Source organism: Haloferula sp. BvORR071, assembly GCF_000739615.1.
Lineage (GTDB): Bacteria > Verrucomicrobiota > Verrucomicrobiia > Verrucomicrobiales > Akkermansiaceae > Haloferula.
In genome coordinates this window covers 272033-294279 of the sequence record NZ_BATP01000023.1, presented here as the reverse complement: position 1 = coordinate 294279, position 22247 = coordinate 272033, and the positions used below count along the sequence as shown (strand labels likewise).

Sequence of the window (22247 nt, the reverse complement as noted above, 5' to 3'; positions counted from 1 at the left end):
CCATGATGAAGCGCAGTTCATCCGGGCCGAACTTGAAGAGCATCGAGGCGATGATCGAGTTGATGCAGACCGACTTGCCCGAGCCGGTGGCACCCGCGACCAGCAAGTGGGGCATCGCGGCGAGGTCGCCGATGACGGTCTTGCCGTAGACATCCTTGCCGAGCGCCAGCGGGATCTTCTTCTTGGCCGAGCGGAATTCGGGGTCCTGCAGCAGCTCGCGCAGCGGCACGGAAACCTTCGTGGAGTTCGCCAGCTCGATGCCGACGGTGTCCTTGCCGGGGATCGGCGCGAGGATGTTGATCCGCTCCGCGCAGGTCGCGCGGGCGAGGTCTGCCTCAAGCTGGGAGATGCGCGAGACGCGCAGGCCGGTGGAGGGGTAGATCTCGTAGCGGGTGATCGTCGGGCCGCGGGTGATATCGCCCGGGGTGACTTCGATACCGAAGGCACGGAGGGTCTCGACGATGGTGCGCTGGGTGGAGAGCAGTTCCTCGCGGTTGGCTTCCGGAGCTTCCTCGCCCGTGTCCGGGTCAAGCAGGTCGAAGCCGGGCAGCTCGTAGTCCTCGAAGCCGGCGGTGGAGAGGGAAAGGTGATCGTCGCCCTTCTTCTTGCGCTCGAAGGGCTTGTCGCCGGGCTTGGGGGCCTCGACCTTGCGTTGGGAGGCGTCGTAGATCTGCGGTACTGGGGTCTCGCGGAGGCCCAGCTCGGGTTGGGCTGGTGCGGCGGCTTCCACCGGAGCGGGCGTTGCCACGGGGCTGGCCATCTTGGCGGAGGTCTCGCGCTCCTTGCGGCGGCGCTCACGTTCCAGCTCGCGCTCGCTGACGCGCAGGTCGACCTTGGCGAGCGCCAGTTCCTTGGCCTCGCGGTGTTCCTGGTATTTCGCGATCTGCTCCTGGAGCAGCGCGTAGCAGCCCTTGATGAATTTCACCGGCGGCTGGCCCGTCAGCATGATCGAGGCAATCAGATAAATTGCGGCTAGCAGGATCAGGGAGCCGGCTTGGTTCAGCAGGGGCAGGAAGACTTTGCCGCCGATCAACCAGCCGAACATGCCACCGGCATAGGTGCTGAGGTCGAGAGTCTTGAGCCCGCGCGCCGCCTGCATGAAGGAGGAGGCGCTCAGTGCCAGGATGATGAAGCCGATCATGGTGCGCGGCCACAGGCGGCCGTCGAAGATCGCCTTCACCACGCCGAACCAGATCAGGGCGAGGGGTACGAGATAGCCGCCCGCGCCGAATAGCCCCGCTTGCACGAAGCCCATGACTGCACCGAGTTTGCCGATGAAGTTGTGCGTTTCCTCGTCGATACCACGCCGGGTGGCGAAGCCCTCGAGGAAGCCGATGTCGTTCAGATCCTTCGGAGTGTACGAAATAATCGAGAGAAAGGCCAAGAGGCCAGTACAGGCCAAGGCGATCCCGATGATCTCATTGGACCATCGAGGTGGCTCGGATATCTCGTTCCGTTTGCGGTTGTCGCTCTTTGCCATGCCAGAAATTCCCGCGCCAGCATCCCCTGCAAGAGCCTAAGGAGCAAGATTGTTTTCGATCCGTAGATTATACGGAAAAGTGTAAAATGCCCGATTGGTGACACGGGAGAGGGGTTGCGGGGTCCCGAGAAGCGGGCCAGCTTGGGCTTCACGGACCATGGAAGCCATCGTTTTTGAGCCACTTTACATGCAGCGCGTCTGGGGCGGCCGCGAGCTGGAACGCCAGTATGGGCGGGCCTTGCCGGACGGCGCGCCCTACGGGGAGTCATGGGAATTGGTGGACCGGGAGGGTGAGCAATCGGTAGTGCGGGACGGGCCTTTCGCCGGGAAATCGCTCCATGAACTGTGGACGGAAAAGCGGCAGGAGATTTTTGGGGAGGGATTGCCGAAGAGCGCCCGTTTCCCGATTTTGATCAAGGTGCTGGACGCCCGCGATGACCTTTCGATCCAAGTGCACCCGCCCGCCCCCTTGGCCGCGGAGCTGGGCGGCGAGCCGAAGACCGAGATGTGGTACATCGCCGGGGTCGAGCCGGGAGCGAAGCTCTATGTCGGGCTGAAGGCCGGGGTGGGCCGGGCGGATTTTGAGCGGGCGATCGAAAACGGGACGGTGGCGGATTGCGTGCACGCGATCGCGCCGCAGACGGGCGAGTCGATCTTCATTCCCTCCGGGCGGCTGCATGCGATCGGGGCGGGCTTCTTGATCCACGAGATTCAACAGAATAGCGACACGACCTACCGGGCCTTCGACTGGAACCGGCTGGGCCTGGACGGCAAGCCGCGGGAGCTGCACGTGGCGCAATCGCTGGCGAGCATCGACTTCTCGGACTTCGAGCCGGGGATGGATGAGCCACGCGGCACGGTGATCGCGGAGTGCGAGTATTTCCGCGTGGAGAAGCTCCAGCTTGTGGCGGGAGAGAGCAGCGGCAACCGGGAGGTGGGGCGCTTTTCGGTGTTTTCGGTGGCGGAGGGCGAGGTGAGCTGCGGGCTTCAGAGATTCAAGAAGGGCGACTTTTTCCTGCTGCCGCGAGGTGGGGAGAAGGTGGTGGCCGCGAGCGATGCTATGCTGCTGCGGACGACGCTGCCGACCTGATATGCCTGTCTTTGATCCCGAAGGGATCATTGCGACAGTAGCCGGGGGTTGAGCGAGGAACGAGCGACACCCCCGGTTCGCGGACGAAGAAGGATCTCGATCCTGAAGGGATCGCAGCGGCTTGCGATTCGAGGATGGTGATCCCGTAGGGTGCTCGGTGCTCTCCCTTTCCTTTTGGGGCGACGATCGGCGGGATGGTGATCGCTGCGATCCCTCCGGGATCGAATCATGCTTTCCGGCCATTTACCGGGGGTGTCGCTTCGCTCAACCCCCGGCTACTGCTGCTTCGATCCCTTCGGGATCGGGAGAGGCGGTGCAGAGAAAAGATTACTGGAGCGGCGGACTGCCCCGAGGGCCTCAAGTGAAGTCCGCGACAAGAACTGCTTCGTCCGCACACGGCGTGTGCGGACTACTTCTGCCCGGTGGTCTTCTTGATCGCGTCGATGCATTTCTCGATCGCCGCGAGCGCTTCCTTGTCGGCATTGGCGCCGTAGGTGAGATAGACGGCGAGGCCTTGTGCTTCCTCGGGTTTCTGGCCGGGTGGGAAGGCGGGGAAGCGGACGCTGCGCACGGTCAGCTTGCCTTCCTGCTCATTCTTGTCCTCGAACGCGGGAATCTCGTCCGCATCGCGCACGGCTACGCTCAGTAATAGTCCCTCGCTGGAAGGCTGATCGGCTTCCAGGAAAGCATTGGAGCTATCCCCTCGCAGAATGAAGCCGCGGAGGGTGTTCTTACATTCCGCGGAGAAGTGCTTCTCCATCACCGGCACGATGCAGTCCTTGAAAAGGGATAGCGGGCTGTAGAAGAGGTTCGTCTTCTTCGGATCATCCTCCGCCAACGCGGGCAGAGCCGACATGCAGGCAAGCAGGGGCAGGAAGGAACGGCGTTTCATGGATTGAGAGGGACTTCGTGATACTCCAGCGCCCACTCACGCATGTAGCGGACGCGGTTGGGATCGATGCGGTAAACGATCAACGCGGGATTGTCCGGGGTGCCGAGGTAGGAGCGGAGGAGGGGATTCTTGTCCCAGATCGCGGCGAGCAGTGCGGCATCGGTCTCGGCATTCGCGGTGCCGGTGATGCGGACCTGGTGGTGGTCGCCATCGAGGTAGCAGAGCTCGACCTTCGGGTTGGCGGCGATCTCGACGGTCTTGTGATACTGGCGCAAGTTAGCGACCCAGACGGTGAAGCCATCCGTCTTTACCGGCGAGACCGGGCGCAGGCGGGGTTGACCAGCGTCATCGCTGGCGAGCATCGGGAACTTCGCCGACTTCATCGTGGCCAGCGCGAGTTCGGGAAGCTTTGCGGGATCGACAGGTTCTGGTCGGGGCTGGGCCATGATGGTTCAGATGGGACGAATGGTCCATTGATACGCCGGGATAGCCAAGAGGTCTTGCTCCGTCTTCGCGGCTATGATGAATTGGCGAGTATGAAGAAACTCCTCGCGCTCTTGTTTTGCACGGCGGCGCCTCTCGTGGCGGCGGAACGCCCGAGCATCTATCCCTTCGACGTGACAATCGGCGGCACCAAGGCGGTGGCGAAGGAAGGCAACGAGATCTTCGCCCAAGTGGACAAGGCGGTCGCGCCGGATGCGGTGTTGTCACTGGAGAAGGAAGTGCCGATGCTCATCATCAATGCCTTTCCTTGTAAGGAAGATGGTAGCGTGGAAGAAGCCCAGCCGGCGGCGATCATCTTCGCGAACAACGTGAAGGAGGTGAAGCTGGACGCGACCATGGACAAGAAGAAGCTCGCTCCGGGGATGTACCTCGCGAACGTTGTCGCCGAGAGCAAGACCTCGCGGGTCGTCTTCGTGGTCGCCGCGCCGGATGCGAAGCCGGAGGCCAAGCCGGCGGTGGATTTCTCGAAGGTGCTCGGCTTCCTGAAGAAGAAGGCGGGAGTCAAGTGATCACCGGAGGATGAGGCATCCTGCGCTCGCGGATCGAGAGGAGCCAGAAATGCAAGGGCCAGCGGAGCCATAAGCCGAAGGGAAGGCAGAGGGTCATCGCCAAGCTGCTCCGAAACCAGAACGGTGTCGGTGTGCTTCTGCCGAGAAAGCCGTGAGTGACATGATCCGGTGGAAGAAAATTGGCACCGAGAGCAATCAGTAGGAGGCAGACAAGGAGGGAGACGATCCGGCTGCCCCAGTCTTTACTGGCGAGGGCCAAGCCTGCGCACCCTGCCAAGGCGATCAGGATCGCGGCGATGGGGCCTGCGTAGGTGGCGTCGAACTTGGGATTGAAGTCGAACAAGTTCCAATCGATCCACAGGAAGAGTACGCCGTAGCCGAGGGCTCCGCCCGTGACGATCCAACCGATACACAGCGCGATGGATCGCAACGCGGGGTGGAGCCTGCGGCCCTTGCTGCGTTTGTCCCGGCTGGGTGGGCGCGTGTCGGTTGAGCGGTCGCTGCTGCTCATGAAAAGGGGAGCTTGGGGCAGATCATTCCTGCCCGAGCTCCGGCCTTCAATGCTGGTCTCCGGCGAAGTGCAGCATCTTCAGGATTCGTCCGCGCAGCTCGAGGAACTCCTGTGAACTGCGGTCGCGCGGACGCTCCAGTTCGACGGGGATGATCTCCTCGATGCGGCCGGGGCGCGGGGTCATGATCACGATCCGGGTGCTCATGTAGATCGCCTCGTCGATGTCGTGGGTCACGAAGACCATGGTCGTGCCGCGGGCCTGCCAGAGGCGCAGCACTTCATCCTGCATGCGCATGCGGGTGAAGGCATCGAGCGCACCGAGTGGTTCGTCGAGCAGCAGGATCTGCGGGTGATTGATCAGGGCGCGGGCCAAGGCGACGCGCTGGGCCATGCCGCCAGAGAGGTGATGCGGGAAGGCGTCGGCGAAGTTCTCCAGGCCAACGAGGCGGATAAAGTCCTCCACTTCCTGCTTGGTCTCGCCTTTCACGCCACGGGCGGTGGGGCCGACCTGGACGTTCTTCCGCACAGTCAGCCAGGGGAAGAGATTCGGATCCTGGAAGACCAGGCCGCGGCTGGCGCAGGGCTTGGTGATTTGCTCGGAACCTACCAGCAGCTCGCCGCTGTCCGGCGTTTCGAGGCCGGCGATCATCCGCAGCAGGGTGGACTTGCCGCAGCCGCTGGGGCCGACCAGCGAAACCAGTTCGCCGGCCTTTACCGAGAGGGAAACATTGTCGAGCGCGGTGAACTCGCTGCGGTCTGGCGAGACGAAGCGCTTGCTCACGCCATTGACGCGCAGCGCGGAGCCTTCCGCGACTTGTTGAGGGCTGGGGCTGCTTACCATTTGATCGTTCCTTTTTGCCACACCAGCACACGGTCGCGGAGTGCGAAGAGCCCGGTCATGATCGTGGAGAAGAAGATCGCCATGATCCCGAGGGCTGCGAAGACCTTGCCATACTCGGCCCACTCACGGGACCAGCCGAGGTACCAGCCGAGGCCGGACTTCACGCCGACCGTCTCCGCCACCACCAGGGTGAGGAAGGCAGCACCGAGGCCCATGAAGAGACCGAGGAAAATGTTCGGCATGGCGGCCGGAATGGCGACACGGAAGATCAGGTAGGAGGGCTTCGCGCCGAGGGTCTTGGCCACGTCCAGATAGGACGAGCGGGTATTCGCGATGCCGGAGGCGGTCAGCATGGTCACCGGAAACCACACCGCGATCGCGATCAGGCCGATCGCCGAAAGGGTGGCCGAGGGCGAAATGATCAGAGCCAGCGGAATCCACGCGGTGGCCGGAATCGGGCCGACCACTTTCATCACCGGCATGCCCCAGTAGCGGGCGGTCTTAAACCAGCCGATACAGACACCGGTGACGACTCCCATCACCACGCCCAGCAGGTAGCCGCGCATGAGCAGGAACAAGGAGTGATAAGTGCTTTCCCAGATCAGCACACGGTCTTGGATCGCGCTCTGCAGGATCTTCGGCGGGCTGGGAAAGTAGGGCAGCGGCAGCAGGCGCACTCCGGTGGTCACGATCTCCAGCACCCCGAATACCAGTACGGCGGCGGAGAGGATCGGCCACATCTCCTGCATCCAGCGGCGGAAGCCGCCGAGGAAGAGCTGCAAGGCGCCGGCCAGCAGGCCGAGCCCACCGAGCCCGGCGAGGAAGATTGTGTAGTTGCGGGTCTCCAGCTCCGGCTCCTGCTTGGAGACCGCAGCATGAATGCCGTAAGCTGCTGCCACGGCCAAGGGAAAGCCGATCTTCGCCAACAGGCCCTTCCGCAGGGCCGGGGCTACGGCGACGGCTTCGGGGGTGGCGGAGGCGACAGAAGAGGAGGACTCAGCCATTGCTCGCTTAGGGAGTGGTGGTTTTGGAGGCCATAGCCTTGTTGGCCGGGTTGCAGCAGGTCCTGATCTCGGTCGGGCTGCCGATGGTGGCGAGCTCCTGTTGGACCAGCTCCGACTGGTTCTTCTCGACCTGCCCCATCGCGACTTTCTCGATGTCCAAGCCCTTGATCCATTCGTCGTTCACGCCCGGATACTCGCGGTAGATTTTCTTGATCGAGGCGTCGATGTCCATGTCCGGCTTGAGGATGCCAGCACGCTTCATGCCTTCCGCGGCGCCGCGGATGGCGACCTTGCCGCCTTCGATGCTCGGCACGTAGCGCAGGCGGCTGATCGCGTCGGCATTCAGCTCGGGATTGGAGGCGATGTATTTCTTCTCCACCGACATCTTGGCGGCGGCGCGGGGATTGGTCTCCACCCACTTGGCCCCCTTCATGATGGCCTTGGTCAGCGCCGCGGTGGCATCGGGGTTCGCATCGGCGAACTTGCCGTTGACGATCACGTCGCAGCAATACTCCGAGGCGTAGGGTTCGTCGGTGGTCTGGTCGACGATGTTCTGGACCTTCTTCTCCGAGAGAAGGAGCAGGCCGATCGGCTCGGAGCAAGCTAGCGCATCGATTTCACCCTTCTCCAGAGCCAGGCCGAGTTCGGCCGAGGGGAAGACCTTCCACTGCACGTCATTGCGGGGATCGAGGCCATTGTCGCCCAGCACGCGGTTGGCGAAGATGAAGGGCGGGGTGCCCATGCCGGGCACGCCGATCCGCTTGCCCTTGAGGTCCTGCACCGTCTTCATGCTGCTGCCGAGCGGCACTTGGACGCGCAGGCAGCCGCGGTGAATGCCGGCCGTGAGCTTCACATCCAGACCTTCTTCGATCGGCTTGAGGAAGGCCATGATCGGCTGCTGGACCACATGGATGGTGCCCATTCCAACCAGATCCTTGAACACGCCCCACTCGCATTTAACCAGCTCAGCGTCGATACCCTGCTCCTTGAAGTATCCCTTCTCGTAGGCCACGTAGAGCGGGGCCTCACAGGTCAGGCCGATGTAGCCGACCTTGATCTTGGTCAGACCATCGGCCGTCTTCTCCGCCTGCACGCTCTTCTGCTTGCAGCCAGCAAGAAGGAAGGTGCCCACGGCGGCGGCGCCTAGAAATCTCAGGAGGGAGGGAAAAGTCCTCATGACCGAAAAAGACCGTAGCGACCCAAGATTTGCAATTTTTTTGTAACGCCAAACGTAGCGATGAATTGCACTTTAAAGTGGCGGTGAGTTGCACTTTGGCTTGGTCCGTGGCGTGCTTCCGAGGTAATCTCCCGCCGCCCCGAAACGACTTCATCTGGCGATGCCCCGTCTCTCGAAAGATCAACACGCGCTCCTAACCGCGACTGTCGACCGCTGGTTGAAGAAGAACTATGGCCAGCCGATCGACCTACCGGCTCTGGCACTCGAAATCGGGATCACCCGCTTTTTGCTCTGCCGCCTTTATCACGAGCGCACTGGCAAGACGATCCGCCTCCGGCAGCGGGAAATCCGTATCCAGCAGGCGGCGAAGCTACTCTCCGGCGGGAAGCACAAAATCAGCGAGGTGGCGGGCGAAGTGGGCTACGGCAGCTTGAGCCATTTCACCAAGGCCTTCCTAGCGGAGAAGGGAGTGCTGCCCAGCGACTGGAGGAGCCGCCCACGGATCGTCAAGCTCCCGGAAACGGCCGGCAATCTGCCAGCACCCGGCCTGACTTTCGTGACGATGACCGTGGGCGAGGTGCCGGCGGAGCTTTCCTATGGGTCCGGCCGCTGGGAGCCGGGCTGGACGAATCCTGATGTGCCGCAAGGCGCGAGGGGATCGAGGCGGTTTGGCGGGAGGTGGCAACCGGGGAATGCTTTTGTGGATTGATGGGCCCTTTTGTTTTGGGGTGGAGGATGATGGTTCTTTCCAAAGCCTCGAGAAGAGGCGGCCGGGAGATAGCCCAAGGCAAGCGATAGCGCGGCCTTGGTTTGTTGCGGCAGGAGATGGCCTCCTGAAGGGAGGCAAGGAGGTCGCGGATAAGAAGGCGGTGGGGAGTCACCCTACTCCTGGTCCCCCTTCAGGGGACGTGGGTTTGGCGGTGCTCACCCAGGGTTGCGCGCGCTGCGCTTGCTTACCCTGGGCTTTCTCCCGGCCGCCCCTTTGGGGCTTCTGAGCCGGGACCACTTCCTGCAGCTGGCCAGTTAGGGGCGGGATACTGCCCCACACCATATTCAGAGATAGAAAGGCCTTACCTTGCCGCCGCCGCTTCCAGCTCTTCGCGCGCCTTCTGCTCCTTCTCCTTCAGGGCATCCGCGGCCTTCAAGAGTTCCCAGTTCCCGTCCTTGCCGATCCGCAGCAGCCAGTCGTGGTGCTGCAGCAAGGTCGAGCGGTGGCCGACGCTGACGTACGTGTAGTGATGCTTGCGCAGGTACTGGTAGAGCCGTTCCTCATTCGGTTCGTCGAGCGCGCTGGTCGATTCATCCAGGAAGGCGATGGCGGGTTTCTTGAGCAGCAGGCGGGCGAAGGACAAGCGCTGCTGTTCGCCAAGTGAGAGCATATTCGCCCAGTCAGCCTCGCGCTCGAAGTCGCCGTCGACGCGCTCGGCGAGATCCGGGAGATTGACGGTTTCGAGTACCTCCTGGGATTCCTCGTCATCGGTATTACGCCCGGAGCCAGGATATTCCAGCTGGGCGCGCAGCGAGCCGGGAACCATGTAGGGCCGCTGCGGCAGGAACATCATGTTGCGATAGGGCGGGCGGCCGATCTTGCCAGCGCCGGAAGTCCAGAGTCCCGCGATGGTCCGCAGCAGCGAGCTCTTGCCGGAGCCGCTCTCGCCCATGATCAGGAGGCTCTTGCCCGGTGGCAGGCGGAAGTTCAAGTCGCGTAGTAGTTCGCGGCCTCCGCCCGGAGTGGAGACGGTCAGGTCTTCGAGGATGATGGTGCGCTGCTCCTCATCGATCTCGATCTGGTCACTTTCCGCCTCGAAGTCATCCTCCACGTCCCGCTCGTCGAGGAAATCCCACAGCCCACCAAGACGGGTGATTCCCGCAGCCAAGGTGCTCAGGCGCTCGAACTGGGTGATGAACAGCGACACTGCCGCCAGGATAGTTGCGAAGGCCGCGGTGGCTTGGCCGATCTTGCCGAACTGCACTTCGCCGCGCATGAACATCGGCGCGACGATTACCATCGGCAGGATCAGGGCGAGCGAATTGTAGCCGGTGGTGAAGAAGGTCAGGTTCCGGTTCCAGCGGATCAGCACCAGCATGTTGCCGACCACGCCACCCAGCCGGGCCCGCAGGTCGCGCAGCTCACGGCGCTCGCCGCGGTAGAAGGCGATGGACTCCGCATTATCCCGCACCCGCACCAGGCTGTAGCGGAAGTTCGCCTCGCGCTCGTATTGCAGGTAGTTCAGGCCTATCAGGCGCCGGCCGATCAGGTAGGCGAACAAGGTGCCGAAGACCGCATAGCCGATCAGGACGCCCATCAGGATTTTTGAAATCGACCAAAGCACGCTGGAATAGCCCACGACCTGGATGATCGAATTGATCACGATCAGGGAGAAGGACAGCGCGGTGGAGGTGAAATTCCGCACGTCTTCCGAAATGCGCTGGTCCGGGTTGTCGATCTCTTCCTGGGAGAGCAAGCGGTAGTAGGCGCGGTTGTAGAAGTAGCGGAGGGTAAGGGTGCGGGCGAGGAAATCGCGCCAATTCAGGGCCAGCCGTTCCTCGACGTAGCGGTAGAAGGCCGCGAGGGGAATGGTGGCGGCGAAGGTGCCCAGGTAGATCCACAGGCTCGCGCTGAAGGCGGGGGTATCGCGCTTCTCCATCGCGTTCATCACGTCGCTCATCACGAAGCCGGACCAGATCCCGACCCCGGTGACGGCAACGGAAAGGGCAATCAGGGATCCCAACTGGAGCCATGCCTTGCCGGGATTGCGGCCGAAATAATAAGGGCGGATCAGGCGCCAGAGCTGGGCCCAGACGTGGCGTGTGAACTTGGGGGCTTGATCCATTGGGCCGGACCAGTCAGCGCGGAATCGCCTGATCGCCAGCGATTTTCTTGTTCCACGGCGTGAAACCTAACAAATGCGCGATCTGCGCGGCCGCTTTTCCTTGCTACAGCAGCGGAACGCCCAAGCCGCAGGACGGCAAGGTCAGCACAAAGCTGGAGCCGCCCTTCTCTCCCGCGACAAATTCGAGGTTTCCTCCGCCGGAACGCGCCAAGCGCCGCGAGAGTGCCAAGCCCAAGCCGACTCCCGGCCGGCTCTCGGCTGCTGCTGCGGCGGACTTGTGAAAAGCGTGGAAAATCCGTCCCCGCTCCTTGGGCGGGATGCCGGGGCCTTCATCGCTCACGCGGATCTTCAGGCCGCGGCCATTGTTCTCGGCATCCAGCCGCACGATACCACGAGCCGCATACTTGGCGGCATTGTCAATCAGGTTGAAGAGCACGTGCTCGACCGCAGCGGGGTCCGCCTTCACGGGCGTCTCCCATGACTTGTCCTCGGGATCGATGGATAGATCCATGCCAGCCTCTTGCAGGCGGCCGCGGAAGCGCTCGACCATCGGTGCGACCATTTCGCCGGCGATGCGGGTGGTCGGCGCGGAGATGCCGCAGCGGCGCTCGATCCGCGAGAAGGCGAGGACGTTTTCCACCAGATGCGAGAGCCGCTCGGCCTCGCGGCGCAGGGTGCGGAAGTATTCGCCGCGCTTCTCCTCCTTCACCGCGCCGCTGGCGAGCATGTCCGAGTAGAGCTGGAAGGTGGTGAGCGGGGTGCGTAATTCATGCGTGACCGCGGAGACGAAGGAGGCCCGGCGTTCACTCAGGCGTAGCAGGCCGATCACCAGCAACCACGCTGCCAGAATCGCGACCACCGCCGCGCACCAACCGGCGATCAGTGGATAGCGGATGGTATCCGGGAGCGGCGGCACGATCTCCACGGCTTGGGCCAGCTTCAGCTTCCAGGGGAAGGAGGCGAGCGCGTTGCCCTGATCGGCATCGGCTTCGGTGGAATTTACCAGAATAGAGCCGGGAAGGAGGTCGGAGATTTCGCCTAACAGAAGTCCCTTCATGGCGGTCTCGTCGATCCATGCACCTTGGATCGAGCGCGAGGTGATGCCGCTGGGCAGCTTCCACTGCAGGTGCCGGAGCAGCAGCAGTTCATCGCCGAAGCGGGCGGGGCGTGGCAAGCTGCTGCGGAGCAAGTTCCAGTCGCCCACATTGGTGAAGCCGATGTTGTTGCCGCTGTTGGCGTTCCAAGCCTCGAACTGCGTTTTCCCGCTTTCGACCGCGTTTTTGACGGCCTTTCCGCGGTCGGCGATTTCCTTCGAGTTGGCGAAGGTCTGATAGGCGTTGCTGGCGCGTGACTGGGGAATCACGGCTTGCTGGTTTTGCGAGACGCCTTCGCTTTGCTGGAAGGGGTCAGCCTGGACCGGCGGGATGGGAGTAGACCAACTGCTCGGGATCTCCGGGATCTGAGAACACATCGCGGAGAAGGCCTGCGACTTGCTGTTCAGGCCCACAGCCGTGCAGAATTCGGGCACCTTGTCCGGGTCGTCGGCCAGCAGCAGGCCATCCTCACGGGCGTCGAAGCGGAGTTTCACCTCGCGCTTGTCGCCGGGCTTGGCGACGGGGTCGGGGACTTGGCGCTGGGCCTCGTCGGCGATCCAGTTGGCCGCGGCGGCGTCCATGCGCCAGAGGGCGAGGCGGACCTGTTCCTGCTCGTTCGCGTGCATCTCCATGCTCGCGCGATTGCGCTCGGTGTTCACCACGCCGCGGGTCAGCGCAGCCATCGCGCCGAGGATCAGTGCCGCGCAAAGGACGATCAGCCCGTGCACCAGCCAAACGGTTCTGCCGCGCCTGCTCATAGTTCGGGTTCCGCGTGGAATCTCCACCCTTTGCCGCGCACCGTCACCAGCATTTCCTGGCTGCGGTCGCGGAGCTTGGTGCGGAGGTGCATGATGTGCATGTCCAGGGTGCGGGTCTCGGTGCGCTCGGGATCGAGTCCCCAGACGTGGCGCAGGATCTCATCGCGCGAGACGGTGCGGCCGGCGGCGTCCAGGAGGTAGCGCAGCAGGCCGGTCTCGCGATCGGAGAGGATATTGTCGGTGCCGTCCTCGAAGACGATGCGACCGGTGGTGAGGTCGACCCGGCTGCCGTCGCGCAGGGTGCGTTCCTCCGTGGGCGGGGGGCGCTCGCAAGTCCGCCGCAGCACCGCTTCCACCCGGGCGAGCAGCTCGCGCACGCTGAAGGGCTTCATCACGTAGTCATCCGCCCCGAGGCTCAGGCCGCGGACCCGGTCATTCTCCTCGCCGCGGGCGGAGAGGATGATCACGGCTTGGCCGGGGCGGTTCTTCTTCAGCTCGGAGAGTATCGAAAAGCCGTCGCGGCCTGGCAGGACCAGGTCGAGAAGCAGCAGGCGGTAGTTCGCCTTGAGCGCGAGATCGAGCCCGGTGATGCCTTCGCCGGCTTCCAAAGTACGGTAGCCGCCGTACTCCAAGGCATCCACGACCCCGCGGCGGATCGCCGGGTCGTCTTCAATCACGAGGATGGTGGTATCGGGCATTGCAGCTTGGCATGAATATCGGAAGGGCGGGTATCCGGCAAGACGGCTTATTTCCGTGGCGCGAGCGGATATCTCCGCAGGCGGGTGCCTTCCCGCAGCGGCGGGGCATCGGGATGATCTCCGACAAAGAGAAAGTCCGGGGTCACGGTCTTGCCCTCCTTGTCCGCGCTGGAAGAGATGCGGAGCAGGACCTCGCCCTTCATGTCCGACATGCCGATAAGCTTCGTCCACTGGCCGTAGATGGCGTAGATGGCGACGCCTTGGTACCTGATCCCGCTATTGGTGGAGCAGACCGTGCCGGAAACGATCCAGCCGCCGTTCTTCTCGTCCTTGCGGATGCTCAGTTGCTCGAAGGCCGGGAACCCGACGGGGTGTTGCTGCGATTCGTCCGGAGCCTCCTTGGCAAGCGAACCATCCGCGGTGACATTCACCATCTCGCCTACGACCCAGTTCGGGACTTCGGCTCCCTTCATGCCCTTTTGCTCGGCCGCCGCCGTGCCCGCGAAGGCGATTTTCGTCGTCTTGGGGTCCAGCAAGGGGGCCAGTTCGTTTACATTCGTGTAGCCGTAGGCGTGGAGGGTGACAAAGGTGGGAATGTTCAAGGCGACCCGCCTCATCTTGGAGGGGAAGAGTTGCCCGGCTTCGACTTTTTGCTCCTCGAAGTTGTTGTTGCAGTAGATGAGCACCTTGGTCCCCTTTTCCGGGATCACCTTGGCCAGGGTCTCCGCGCTCATGTCGGAGTAGTCGAGATGCCGCGCGCCCTTCACGTGCAACTGCTCGAAAGCCTCCCAACTGCGGGTGTCCAGCACGATGGTTCCCGGCTCGGCAGCGAGTCGCAGGAACTCGGCTTCCGAGATCCTGCGTTTCTCGCGGAGCTTCGCCACTTCGGCGGAAGCTTCCCGGAAGCCGTCGAAGTCGATCTTCGGATTCGGCGGCTCTTGGCCGAAGGTAAATCCGGAGAGTCCAAAAGCCACGCTGGCGAAGGTGGAGATGATGATGGGCTTCATGGTTCAATCGAAGCGGGCACGGACGCAATGGGTCAGCGGGGCTTGCTTTACTTCACCGATTTGCCCTCGAAGGGGATCTTGGTGGTCTTCACGTCCAGCAGTGGCCCCAGCTCATACACATTGGTGTAGCCGTAGGCGTGCAGGTTGATGAAGGTCTGGACATTCAGGGACACCCTCACGGCCTTGCTGCGGAAGTTCTGCGGCTCGCCGTCGAAGTTGTTGTTGCAGTAGATGAGGATCTTCGTGTTCTTGGCCGGAATCACCTTGGCGAGGGCCTCATCGGTGAAGTCGGTGAAGGCCAAGTGCTTCGCTCCCTTCACGTGGATCTGCTCGTATTTGTCGAGCGTGCGGGCATCCAGGACGAGGACGCCGGGCTCCTTGGCGAGCCGGATGAACTCATCCTCCGAGACCCGGTGCTGCTCGCGGATCGGTTCGAGCTCCTTGGTCAGGGCTTGGAAGCCCTTGTAGTCGATCTTCGGATTCGGTGGTTCTTGGCCGAGCGCGACGCCAGCGACCATCAGGGCGAGGCCGGCGGCGGCGAGAGAGAAGCAGGTGGTTTTCATGGAGCGCTTCATGGTGAGGGGTGGATGGGCTTGGGGTCTGTCAATGTTGTGTAAATTCACTCGCCGAAGCTGTAGCCGACGCTGGATGCCTGGGCCTTCACGGTGGCCACGACTACCTGGTCGAGCGTCTGTTCACCGCTGGTTTCGGCCTGTTTCTTCTCGGCCTCCGCGACGAAGCGCTCGCGGGCGACATTCAGGTCGGCGATCTTCTTTTGCAGAGCCGCGCGCTCGGAGCTCATCTTGGCGAGATGGGCTTCGCGCTCGGCGGGCGTCATCTTTTGCATGGCCTCGGGCAATTGGTCCACGGGCACATCGGCGAGCTTTTTGGTGCCATCGCGGCAGGCGTCGACCAGGTCCCACGAGGTGTTGCAGTAGTTCACGCTGGCTTTGGAAACCGCCCGCTGCTGGGCGGAGCCGGCGGCGGCGTTCGCGGTCGCGTTGGCGTCCTCGGAGACTTGCTTGGCCATGCCTTCGCGGGCCAGCACCCCGTAGCCGAGGTAGGTCTTGTTGAGCTCGATTCCCAAATTCGCGATCTCCTTGTCCTGCGGCGCATCGATGTGGGCCACGGCCTTGTCCTGGTTGATCGAGAGGAACTTCCCCTCGGCCAGCGCGGGCCCGTCGTGCCATGCCCCGGCGATGCCTTCCTCGCGGCTGCCGCAGTGGATCGTATTCACTACGATGCCCTTGGCGTGTGCATCACGGCAAGCTTGGCGGGCGTCCACCGGGCCTTGGGTGAAGGGTTCATTACCGGCGATGAAGATCGCCTTGTAGGTCCGCGGCGAGGGGTCCCAGGACAGATCGGCGAGCGAGCGCTGGATCACCGCGCCGCAGTATTCGTCGCCACCATTGGTGTGAAAGGCGAAGAGCTCGCGGCTGATCTCATCGAGGTCGCGGGTCAGGGGCTCGACCAGGCGGATCCAGTTGTTGGCGATGTTGAGGCCGTTGTTGCCGTATTCGTAGAGCGCCACTTCCACGAAGGGCGCCTTGCCGTCGCGCTTGGCGGTGGTGAAGGTGTTTACCACCTTCCAGAGCTGGGTCTTCGCCTGGCCGATCAGGCCGTCCATGCTGTTCGATGTATCGAGTAGGATGGCGATCTGGACCTTGTCCTGAGGGGTATCCGTGGGCAGCGGCGTGCCCTCGACGGCACCTTTGGCGAGAACGCTGCCGGTCAAGGCCGTGCAGAAGAGTGAGAGAGAAATGAATGTCTTCATAACATCCCCTTGGTAGCCCGGTTTGGAGCGGGCGTCCGTCAAGGGCCGGTAAATTCGCAGGCCTCGGTTTTTGCGGAGATTTTGCAAACACTTCATCGCCGTTTGGCGCAGGCCTCCGCAGGATCTGCTGTCGTGGCTCCCGGAGCGTGGAACCAAGCTCCGATCACCAATGAAAATCCGATACTCACTGTTGTTTGCTGCGCTGGCACTGGCGCTTCCGGTGCAGGCTCAAGAGCCGAATCCTTTCGTGAAAAAGAGCGAGGAGGCGAAGGCCGTAACTCCCCCGGGAGATTCCTATGTCGCCGTGCTCGAATACATTCTTGCTCCGCCGGATCTCGTCGGTGAGTGGATCCGCAAGAACAACATCGTGAACGATGCCGACGGATTGCGTGCCGTGGTGCAGCAATGGATCGGCGAGGGCAAGGCCACCTTGGAGCACACGGTGGTCTGCAGCGGCGTGGCCGACAGGAAGTCGGAGTTCGCGTCGATCGTGGAACTTATCTACCCCACCGAATACGAGCCCCCGGGTGCTGGAGTCTGGCCAATGCCGACTTCCTTCGAGACGCGGAACACGGGCCTTTCGACTGAACTCGCCCCGGCGACCTATCCGCAAAATGGACCGCAGCTATCGCTCTGGGTGGATGATGTCACTTATACCGGAAGCCGGGCTTGGGACATTCTCTCCTCCCGGACGCACCAGCCGGACGATATCTTCATGCCGGAGTTCCGCAGCATCCGAGCGTCTTGGGGGGCGGATCACGATCTGATCCTGAATCCGTTCAATTCGCAGCGGGACATCGTGGTGACCCCTGCCGCCCAAGCCCCCAACCCTCTTCCGATCGGAAAATACCAGCTCATCGCACGTGCTGATCCGCTTGAGAAGGAGCGCGAAGCGGGTGCGCAGACCCGCTTGGTCTTTTTGAGAGGAGCTTTCGCGGCCCGGACCAAGCCGGCCGCGGAAGTCGTGATGCCCCGGCATCTCTCCTACGAATTGGTGGAAGTCCCGCACGCCGCCTTCTCCGAATGGCAGCGCGCGAAGAAACCGGGCGACATCCCGTCAGGCGCCTGGGAGCTTGTGGAGGGTATGCGCAGGGCCGGCGGGACCGCCGTGATCAGCAGTGGCGATAGCTTTGGCAAAGGCGCTTCCAAATGGATGCTGGAGAACATCCGTGAGGAGATTTACCCGACCGAGTATGAGCCGATGGACGAGAGGACGGTGCTGAGGCGTTGGCAGAGTCCTCACAAGCAGCAGGAAAACGGTCAGATGGTGGAAGGCTTGGGAACCTTCGAGCGGGTGAAGGTGGACTCAAAGCCCGGCTTGGCCGGTGCCGGCCTCGCCACTAGCTTCGAGACCCGCAATACCGGCACGACGATCGAGTTCAAGCCGGCGCAGGACGAGTCGGGCCTGCTGGCGGAGTTGGAGTGCCGCCATGTGATCCGGCTGGGAGACACCGTTTCGCGCCGCATTGAAGATGGGGGTGAATGGATTCCCGACTGCAAGATGCCGCTTTTCGGCTCGAGTCATTTCAACACCACAGCTCGGGTGACTGCGGGCGCGTGGACTCTGGTCGGGACGGGGACCCGCTTCACCGGTCTCGGGAAATCGGATCCCGGCCGTTGCCTGCTGCTCTTCATCAAAGTGGAGTGACAGACCTTCCTTGGCCGTCTTGAGTTTCCTAGCTGCCCATGACAACGCCGACCGCCACCGGACACCGAAGCTCCTTGCGCACGCCTTGGGCGGCGACGGTGCTGGTGGCGGCCGCGCTCGCCTTGACCCTGGTTCTTGCCGGAGTGGTGCTGTCCCGTCATGAGGCGCAGATCTCGCAGAAGCCTGCCGGGAACCGGGTGGAGGATGCCTTCCGCGAGTCGAACCGGCGGGTGGCCGAGATGGAGCGGCTGTGGGAGGAGGCGCTGGATGCAGAGGCGGTCCGTTTGTTAGATAAGGGGCTCTCCCTGCCGCCGGACGGTAGGGTGATCAGTGGCGTGGCGCAGCGCTCACTGCTTTCGCAGGGTAGTTACGATCTATCCCGCTCTCATTTGCTTTCTTCTCCCGCGCCCCAAAGTTGGTATCCGGTGTTGGAGAAATACCAGCGCAAGGACAACAAGGACGAGTGGGTGCTCCCGGAGGCGAGCGTGCTGAATGGCAGCGGATGGATCGAAATGCCCGGCAAGCCGCTGGCTTGGTGGCACGGCAATGGCCGCTCGGCCGCCCTCCTTTTGCTTGATCCGATCGAGGCCGGGCAGGTGGTGGCAGATGACCTGAAGTCGCGGGCCCCAGCCGCAGGGCTGGCGGAAGAGCCGGGGCAATTGAGCTTTGAGGGGCCGGATGGAAAGCCTTGGGCAGAGAGCGGCAAGCTGGCGGAAGGAGCCAAGCCCGACGAGATCCTGCGCCATGTCTCGCGCTTCGGCGACTGGACCTTGCTGCGCTACTATCCGGTGCGGGTGGAGGTGAGTCACCGCCTGCCGGTGCTTGCCGGGGCCTTTTCGCTCGCCTTACTCGTGCTGTTCGGCGGCGTCTGGATCGCGGTTCAGCAGCGGAAGTCGATCCGCATCGCCGAAGAGCGGGTGAGTTTCGTCAATCGCGTCTCCCACGAACTCCGCACCCCGCTCACCAATCTCTTGCTCAATGCCGATCTCGCGCTCGACCAACTGCCGGTGGAAGATGGCAAGCTGCGCCGGCGCCTTGGCCTGATCCGGGAGGAGACCTCTCGGCTCTCGCGGATCGTCGACAATGTGTTGGCCTTCGCCCGAATTGAGCATGGCAAGCATGAGAACCGGGTCGCCCGTTGTGATGTAGGAGAAGTGGTCGGCGAATTGCGCGAAGGCTTTGCGCCACTCTTCGAGCGCAAATCGATCGTCTGCGACTATCAGGTGAATCTGGTGAGCTCCGTTCCAGTCGATCGCGACGCCCTCGCACAAATCCTCTCCAATCTGCTCTCAAACGTGGAGAAATACGCAGGGGAGGGTAGCAAGGCCGTGGTCGGGGTGTCCGCGGATGACAAGCTGCTCACCGTGGAGGTCCTCGACAACGGTCCTGGAATCCCGCGGGAGGCACGGCAACGGGTCTTCCTGCCCTTCGAGCGTGCGGGCTCGCGCGTGGATGAAGGGGCCAGCGGCACCGGTCTCGGGCTTGCGATCAGCCGCGAGCTGGCACAACGCATGGGTGGCCGCTTGGATCTCGTGCAGACGGAGCACGGAGCGAAGTTCCGTCTCGAAGTTCCCCTTCAAGAGAGCGTTGCCCCATGACCATCCTTCTCGCCGAAGATGATCCAGTAACCCGGGACGCGGTCGCCGAACTCCTCGAAGGCGAGGGGCACACGGTCTATGCCGCAAAGGATGGCCGCGAGGCGCTGGATTTTTGGAGCGCGCACCGTCCCGGCCTAGTGCTGCTGGATATCATGATGCCGCATGCCAGCGGCTACGAGGTTTGTCGTAGCATCCGCCGCGAGGACCGCCGCACGCCGGTGATGTTTCTCTCCGCGAAGTCGGAGGAGGTGGATGTCGTGCTTGGCTTGGAGCTGGGCGCGGATGATTTCCTGAGAAAGCCCTTCGGCAAGCATGAGCTCCTGGCCCGGGTCCGCGCTGTCCTGCGCCGCCATGAGGAAGCACCGGCCAGCGATACGATCGCCTTCGGCCCATGGGAGATCCTACCGAAGCGCTTGCTCGCGCGGAAGGCCGGCAGTGAGATCGAGCTGAGCGTCCGCGAGGTGAAAGTCCTCAGCCTCCTCGCCAAGCGCCGCGGCGAGGTCGTCAGCCGCGACGAATTGCTCAATGAGTGCTGGGGCCTTGAATACTACCCTGAGTCCCGCACCCTGGACCAGCACGTGCTGAACCTGCGGAAGAAGATCGAGGCGGATCCCTCCCGGCCGATGTTGATCGAGACCGTGCGTGGCGCGGGTTATCGCTTTCCCGGGCCAGGGTGATTCTTTCCCTTTGCGCCCGGCCCCTCCTTGCTCCACAGCTAGCACGTGTCCTCCGTCCTCGCCCGCACCGGTCCCTTCGAGCACCGGAATCCGCGGCTCTACGTGCTCTTCACCACGCTCTACAATGCCCGGGCCTACTATCCGGTGCTGGCGATCTTCTTCACGGACCTAGGGCTGACCGCGGAGCAATTCGTGTTCCTGAACGTGATGTGGGCGGTGGCGATCTTCACTCTGGAGGTCCCCTCCGGCGCGCTGGCCGACGTGCTCGGCCGCAAGAAGCTGCTGGTCTTCTCCGCCTGCATCATGGTCGTCGAGATGGGCATCCTCCTCGCCGCGCCGAAGAACGGTGGCACGCTGCTCTTCGCCCTCTGTATCCTCAATCGAGTCCTCTCCGGCACCTCGGAGGCAGCGGCCAGTGGCGCGGATGAGGCGATCGCCTATGATGCCCTGCCGGAGCAGGGCAGGGAAGCCGCCTGGGACGATGTGATGTCCGCCGCGATGCGCTGGCGCTCGGTCGCTTTCTTCATCACCATGATCCTCGGCGGCCTGCTCTACGACATGGAGTGGACCCGTCATCTCGGCTTCACCGTCCCGGTGGAAATTTCTCACCGCCTGCCGATTGCCTTGGTCTTCCTCCAGGGGATCGCTTGTGTGGTTATTACCAGTCGTTTGCAGGAGACCCCGCATGCCAGCGGTTCTGCCGCCAAGCGTTGTGGCTCCGCATTCCGCCTCACCCTTGGCACCGCGAAAAAGGCCTTCACCACCCGTAGCATCGCCGTGGTGATCATCGGCGGCATGCTGATCGATTCCGTGGCGCGGAACTTCGCCACCATCACCAGCGAATACTATCGCCTGATCCAGATCCCGGAGTGGAGCTTCGGCCTACTCGGTGCGCTGTCCGGAGTTGTCGGCTTCTTCATCCCTGCGGTTGCGCGGCGCCTGAATGCCCGTTTTTCGCCATTGGGTGTGCTGGGCATCGCTGGCTTCCTCGCAGTGATCGCCTTGGCCTTGTTAGCCCCGGCATGGCCATGGTTCGGCATCTTGCCGACCATGCTGCTGATGGCCCTGTTAGGACTGGTCGGCTTCACCGTGAACCGCCACCTGCACGCCTCTGCCGAGCCCTCGCAACGCGCCACTCTGCTCAGCGTCCGCGGCCTTGCCTTCAATCTTGGCTACGGCAGCTTCTCGCTGGGCTTCTCGATGCTGCTGGCCACGATGCGCAAGACCGCGGGCGAGGATGCCTTCCGTGCCGCGCTGCTGTGGCAGCTTCCCTTTGTGGCGGTGATGATCGCGCTCTTCTTCCTGTGGGTCGCCTGGGGAAAGCGCCGCGGAAGAATCAGTCCCGCCCCTTGATCGAGGTCATCGCCAGCACGATCAGGCCGATCAGGATTCCCGCCCCCAGTACCAGCCAAAAGCCAGGTGCCTTGATCACTTCCGCGGGGGGGCTCATGCCGAAAACCGCGACCAAGGTGGCCAGCGGGAAGAAGGTCGCCACCAGGCGGTTGAGCTTGCGGGCCTCGATCGCGGCATCGTGGGCGAAGCGCGATTGTTCTTCGGTATTCTCCGCCAGCGAGAACTCCATGCCCGCCTTGGCATCCTCCGCCACCAGATCGATCGCACGCTCCAGCTCCACCGCACGGTCGCGGAAGTTGATCAGGCGGCGGTCCTCGGGGCGGGCCTCGCGGGCATCCTGCATTACCGCCAGCATGTTGCGGGTGGCGCGGAGCAGGGGAGTCACGTGCTTCATCAGATCGAAGTACTGCCGCGGGGTCTTCGCTGCTTCCACCTGCTCGTCCAGCGTGTGGATGTTCCTGCTGTAGGTCTGCATGTGCGCGTCCAGCGCCGCTAGTCCGCCACCATCCGGGGTGCTTTTCCACTCACCGGTCGGCTGGTTCCACAGCAGCACCGCCTTGCGGATCTCGTTGTCCTCGGGCTCAGGCGCTTGGTGCAGGATTAAGAGCAGGTGGCCGTCTTCGTCCATCAGGCGCTGGCGGCCGGCCTCGTCACCGAGGCGCTTGCGGATCGATTCGGGCAAGTCCCACGACTTGGGGAGGAATGCGGGTCGTTTGGTTTCCACGCACCTTGGTCTAGGGGAGCGGCGCGTTTCACGCAAGGTTCCTGCGATTGGGAGAATCGGCGGGTTTTCCCATG

At 63.1% G+C, this 22247-nt stretch carries 21 protein-coding genes; 7 read left to right on the top strand and 14 right to left on the bottom strand.

Going from position 1 to position 22247, the window contains the following annotated elements:
- A partial coding sequence (locus tag BV071_RS13130; protein ID WP_035607576.1) for a DNA translocase FtsK 4TM domain-containing protein occupies nt 1-1480 on the bottom strand: 1480 nt, incomplete at its 3' end.
- A gap of 157 nt (nt 1481-1637) precedes the next feature.
- Between BV071_RS13130 and BV071_RS13125 the strand changes: the two genes are divergently transcribed.
- Nucleotides 1638-2570, top strand: coding sequence for a type I phosphomannose isomerase catalytic subunit (locus BV071_RS13125; RefSeq protein WP_035607572.1), 933 nt, complete (start codon nt 1638-1640; stop codon nt 2568-2570).
- 409 nt (nt 2571-2979) lie between these two features.
- On the opposite strand, the gene BV071_RS13120 is transcribed toward BV071_RS13125, so the two are convergent.
- Together BV071_RS13120 and BV071_RS13115 are read right to left on the bottom strand one after the other, a co-directional pair.
- On the bottom strand, nt 2980-3462 hold the full coding sequence (locus BV071_RS13120; protein WP_035607569.1) for a hypothetical protein: 483 nt from the start codon (nt 3460-3462) through the stop codon (nt 2980-2982).
- A complete protein-coding gene (locus BV071_RS13115; protein WP_035607566.1) occupies nt 3459-3908 on the bottom strand; it encodes a pyridoxamine 5'-phosphate oxidase family protein in 450 nt (149 codons plus the stop codon). Before BV071_RS13115 ends, BV071_RS13120 begins: the two co-directional genes overlap by 4 nt.
- A 90-nt stretch (nt 3909-3998) precedes the next feature.
- Here BV071_RS13115 and BV071_RS13110 point away from each other — a divergent pair, with 90 nt between their 5' ends.
- Entirely contained in the window at nt 3999-4475 is a 477-nt protein-coding gene (locus tag BV071_RS13110) for a hypothetical protein (RefSeq protein ID WP_035607564.1), read from the top strand.
- On the opposite strand, the gene BV071_RS13105 is transcribed toward BV071_RS13110, so the two are convergent.
- The 4 genes from BV071_RS13105 to BV071_RS13090 are packed head-to-tail and all read right to left on the bottom strand — an operon-like array spanning nt 4468 to nt 7963.
- Nucleotides 4468-4986 carry a hypothetical protein gene (locus BV071_RS13105; RefSeq protein WP_035607561.1) on the bottom strand — a complete coding sequence of 173 codons (519 nt, stop codon included), beginning with the start codon at nt 4984-4986 and terminating at the stop codon, nt 4468-4470. The genes BV071_RS13110 and BV071_RS13105 overlap by 8 nt on opposite strands.
- 46 nt (nt 4987-5032) lie before the next feature.
- A complete protein-coding gene (locus BV071_RS13100) occupies nt 5033-5827 on the bottom strand; it encodes an ABC transporter ATP-binding protein (protein ID WP_052573300.1) in 795 nt (264 codons plus the stop codon).
- Entirely contained in the window at nt 5821-6831 is a 1011-nt protein-coding gene (locus BV071_RS13095) for an ABC transporter permease subunit (protein WP_035607558.1), read from the bottom strand. The genes BV071_RS13100 and BV071_RS13095 overlap by 7 nt, the downstream gene beginning before the upstream one ends.
- A gap of 7 nt (nt 6832-6838) precedes the next feature.
- The gene (locus tag BV071_RS13090; RefSeq protein ID WP_075090901.1) at nt 6839-7963 is read right to left on the bottom strand and encodes an ABC transporter substrate-binding protein; all 1125 of its coding nucleotides are present in this window, start codon (nt 7961-7963) and stop codon (nt 6839-6841) included.
- Between the two features lie 205 nt (nt 7964-8168).
- Between BV071_RS13090 and BV071_RS32910 the strand changes: the two genes are divergently transcribed.
- Entirely contained in the window at nt 8169-8717 is a 549-nt protein-coding gene (locus BV071_RS32910) for an AraC family transcriptional regulator (protein ID WP_052573298.1), read from the top strand.
- A gap of 361 nt (nt 8718-9078) precedes the next feature.
- On the opposite strand, the gene BV071_RS13080 is transcribed toward BV071_RS32910, so the two are convergent.
- The 6 genes from BV071_RS13080 to BV071_RS13055 all read right to left on the bottom strand — a co-directional run bounded on the left by BV071_RS13080 (nt 9079) and on the right by BV071_RS13055 (nt 16173).
- Nucleotides 9079-10842, bottom strand: coding sequence for an ABC transporter ATP-binding protein/permease (locus tag BV071_RS13080; RefSeq protein ID WP_052573296.1), 1764 nt, complete (start codon nt 10840-10842; stop codon nt 9079-9081).
- A 103-nt stretch (nt 10843-10945) separates the two neighbouring features.
- On the bottom strand, nt 10946-12694 hold the full coding sequence (locus BV071_RS32905) for a HAMP domain-containing sensor histidine kinase (protein ID WP_052573295.1): 1749 nt from the start codon (nt 12692-12694) through the stop codon (nt 10946-10948).
- Nucleotides 12691-13392, bottom strand: coding sequence for a response regulator transcription factor (locus tag BV071_RS13070; protein ID WP_035607555.1), 702 nt, complete (start codon nt 13390-13392; stop codon nt 12691-12693). The genes BV071_RS32905 and BV071_RS13070 overlap by 4 nt, the downstream gene beginning before the upstream one ends.
- A gap of 47 nt (nt 13393-13439) precedes the next feature.
- Entirely contained in the window at nt 13440-14399 is a 960-nt protein-coding gene (locus tag BV071_RS34255) for a rhodanese-like domain-containing protein (protein ID WP_075090900.1), read from the bottom strand.
- Nucleotides 14400-14446: 47 nt separating this feature from the next.
- Complete coding sequence (locus BV071_RS13060) at nt 14447-14962, bottom strand: rhodanese-like domain-containing protein (protein ID WP_081885971.1); 516 nt, start codon at nt 14960-14962, stop codon at nt 14447-14449.
- Between the two features lie 56 nt (nt 14963-15018).
- Nucleotides 15019-16173, bottom strand: a complete 1155-nt coding sequence (locus tag BV071_RS13055; protein ID WP_035607551.1) for a vWA domain-containing protein — start codon at nt 16171-16173, stop codon at nt 15019-15021.
- A 169-nt stretch (nt 16174-16342) separates the two neighbouring features.
- Here BV071_RS13055 and BV071_RS13050 point away from each other — a divergent pair, with 169 nt between their 5' ends.
- Genes BV071_RS13050 through BV071_RS13035 form a run of 4 tightly spaced genes read left to right on the top strand, consistent with a single transcriptional unit; the run spans nt 16343 to nt 21449 of the window.
- Nucleotides 16343-17821, top strand: coding sequence for a hypothetical protein (locus BV071_RS13050; RefSeq protein ID WP_265594386.1), 1479 nt, complete (start codon nt 16343-16345; stop codon nt 17819-17821).
- 38 nt (nt 17822-17859) lie between these two features.
- Nucleotides 17860-19419: a HAMP domain-containing sensor histidine kinase gene (locus BV071_RS32900; RefSeq protein ID WP_052573293.1), complete on the top strand. Its 1560-nt coding sequence runs from the start codon at nt 17860-17862 to the stop codon at nt 19417-19419.
- Nucleotides 19416-20096 (top strand): response regulator transcription factor, encoded by a 681-nt coding sequence (locus tag BV071_RS13040; RefSeq protein ID WP_035607545.1) that lies wholly within the window; start codon nt 19416-19418, stop codon nt 20094-20096. Before BV071_RS32900 ends, BV071_RS13040 begins: the two co-directional genes overlap by 4 nt.
- 45 nt (nt 20097-20141) lie before the next feature.
- Complete coding sequence (locus BV071_RS13035) at nt 20142-21449, top strand: MFS transporter (RefSeq protein ID WP_052573291.1); 1308 nt, start codon at nt 20142-20144, stop codon at nt 21447-21449.
- Here BV071_RS13035 and BV071_RS13030 read toward each other — a convergent pair.
- Nucleotides 21433-22173, bottom strand: coding sequence for a hypothetical protein (locus BV071_RS13030; protein ID WP_075090899.1), 741 nt, complete (start codon nt 22171-22173; stop codon nt 21433-21435). The two genes, BV071_RS13035 and BV071_RS13030, sit on opposite strands and share 17 nt — an antisense overlap.
- Between the last annotated feature and the right edge of the window lie 74 nt (nt 22174-22247).

What these genes read in the sequence shown, in the direction of transcription:
- BV071_RS13125 (WP_035607572.1), top strand. Translation starts at nt 1,638, where the DNA reads ATGGAAGCCATCGTTTTTGAGCCACTTTACATGCAGCGCGTCTGGGGC.
- BV071_RS13120 (WP_035607569.1), bottom strand. Translation starts at nt 3,462, where the DNA reads ATGAAACGCCGTTCCTTCCTGCCCCTGCTTGCCTGCATGTCGGCTCTG.
- BV071_RS13115 (WP_035607566.1), bottom strand. Translation starts at nt 3,908, where the DNA reads ATGGCCCAGCCCCGACCAGAACCTGTCGATCCCGCAAAGCTTCCCGAA.
- BV071_RS13110 (WP_035607564.1), top strand. Translation starts at nt 3,999, where the DNA reads ATGAAGAAACTCCTCGCGCTCTTGTTTTGCACGGCGGCGCCTCTCGTG.
- BV071_RS13105 (WP_035607561.1), bottom strand. Translation starts at nt 4,986, where the DNA reads ATGAGCAGCAGCGACCGCTCAACCGACACGCGCCCACCCAGCCGGGAC.
- BV071_RS13100 (WP_052573300.1), bottom strand. Translation starts at nt 5,827, where the DNA reads ATGGTAAGCAGCCCCAGCCCTCAACAAGTCGCGGAAGGCTCCGCGCTG.
- BV071_RS13095 (WP_035607558.1), bottom strand. Translation starts at nt 6,831, where the DNA reads ATGGCTGAGTCCTCCTCTTCTGTCGCCTCCGCCACCCCCGAAGCCGTC.
- BV071_RS32910 (WP_052573298.1), top strand. Translation starts at nt 8,169, where the DNA reads ATGCCCCGTCTCTCGAAAGATCAACACGCGCTCCTAACCGCGACTGTC.
- BV071_RS13080 (WP_052573296.1), bottom strand. Translation starts at nt 10,842, where the DNA reads ATGGATCAAGCCCCCAAGTTCACACGCCACGTCTGGGCCCAGCTCTGG.
- BV071_RS32905 (WP_052573295.1), bottom strand. Translation starts at nt 12,694, where the DNA reads ATGAGCAGGCGCGGCAGAACCGTTTGGCTGGTGCACGGGCTGATCGTC.
- BV071_RS13070 (WP_035607555.1), bottom strand. Translation starts at nt 13,392, where the DNA reads ATGCCCGATACCACCATCCTCGTGATTGAAGACGACCCGGCGATCCGC.
- BV071_RS34255 (WP_075090900.1), bottom strand. Translation starts at nt 14,399, where the DNA reads ATGAAGCCCATCATCATCTCCACCTTCGCCAGCGTGGCTTTTGGACTC.
- BV071_RS13060 (WP_081885971.1), bottom strand. Translation starts at nt 14,962, where the DNA reads ATGAAAACCACCTGCTTCTCTCTCGCCGCCGCCGGCCTCGCCCTGATG.
- BV071_RS13055 (WP_035607551.1), bottom strand. Translation starts at nt 16,173, where the DNA reads ATGAAGACATTCATTTCTCTCTCACTCTTCTGCACGGCCTTGACCGGC.
- BV071_RS13050 (WP_265594386.1), top strand. Translation starts at nt 16,343, where the DNA reads ATGAAAATCCGATACTCACTGTTGTTTGCTGCGCTGGCACTGGCGCTT.
- BV071_RS32900 (WP_052573293.1), top strand. Translation starts at nt 17,860, where the DNA reads ATGACAACGCCGACCGCCACCGGACACCGAAGCTCCTTGCGCACGCCT.
- BV071_RS13040 (WP_035607545.1), top strand. Translation starts at nt 19,416, where the DNA reads ATGACCATCCTTCTCGCCGAAGATGATCCAGTAACCCGGGACGCGGTC.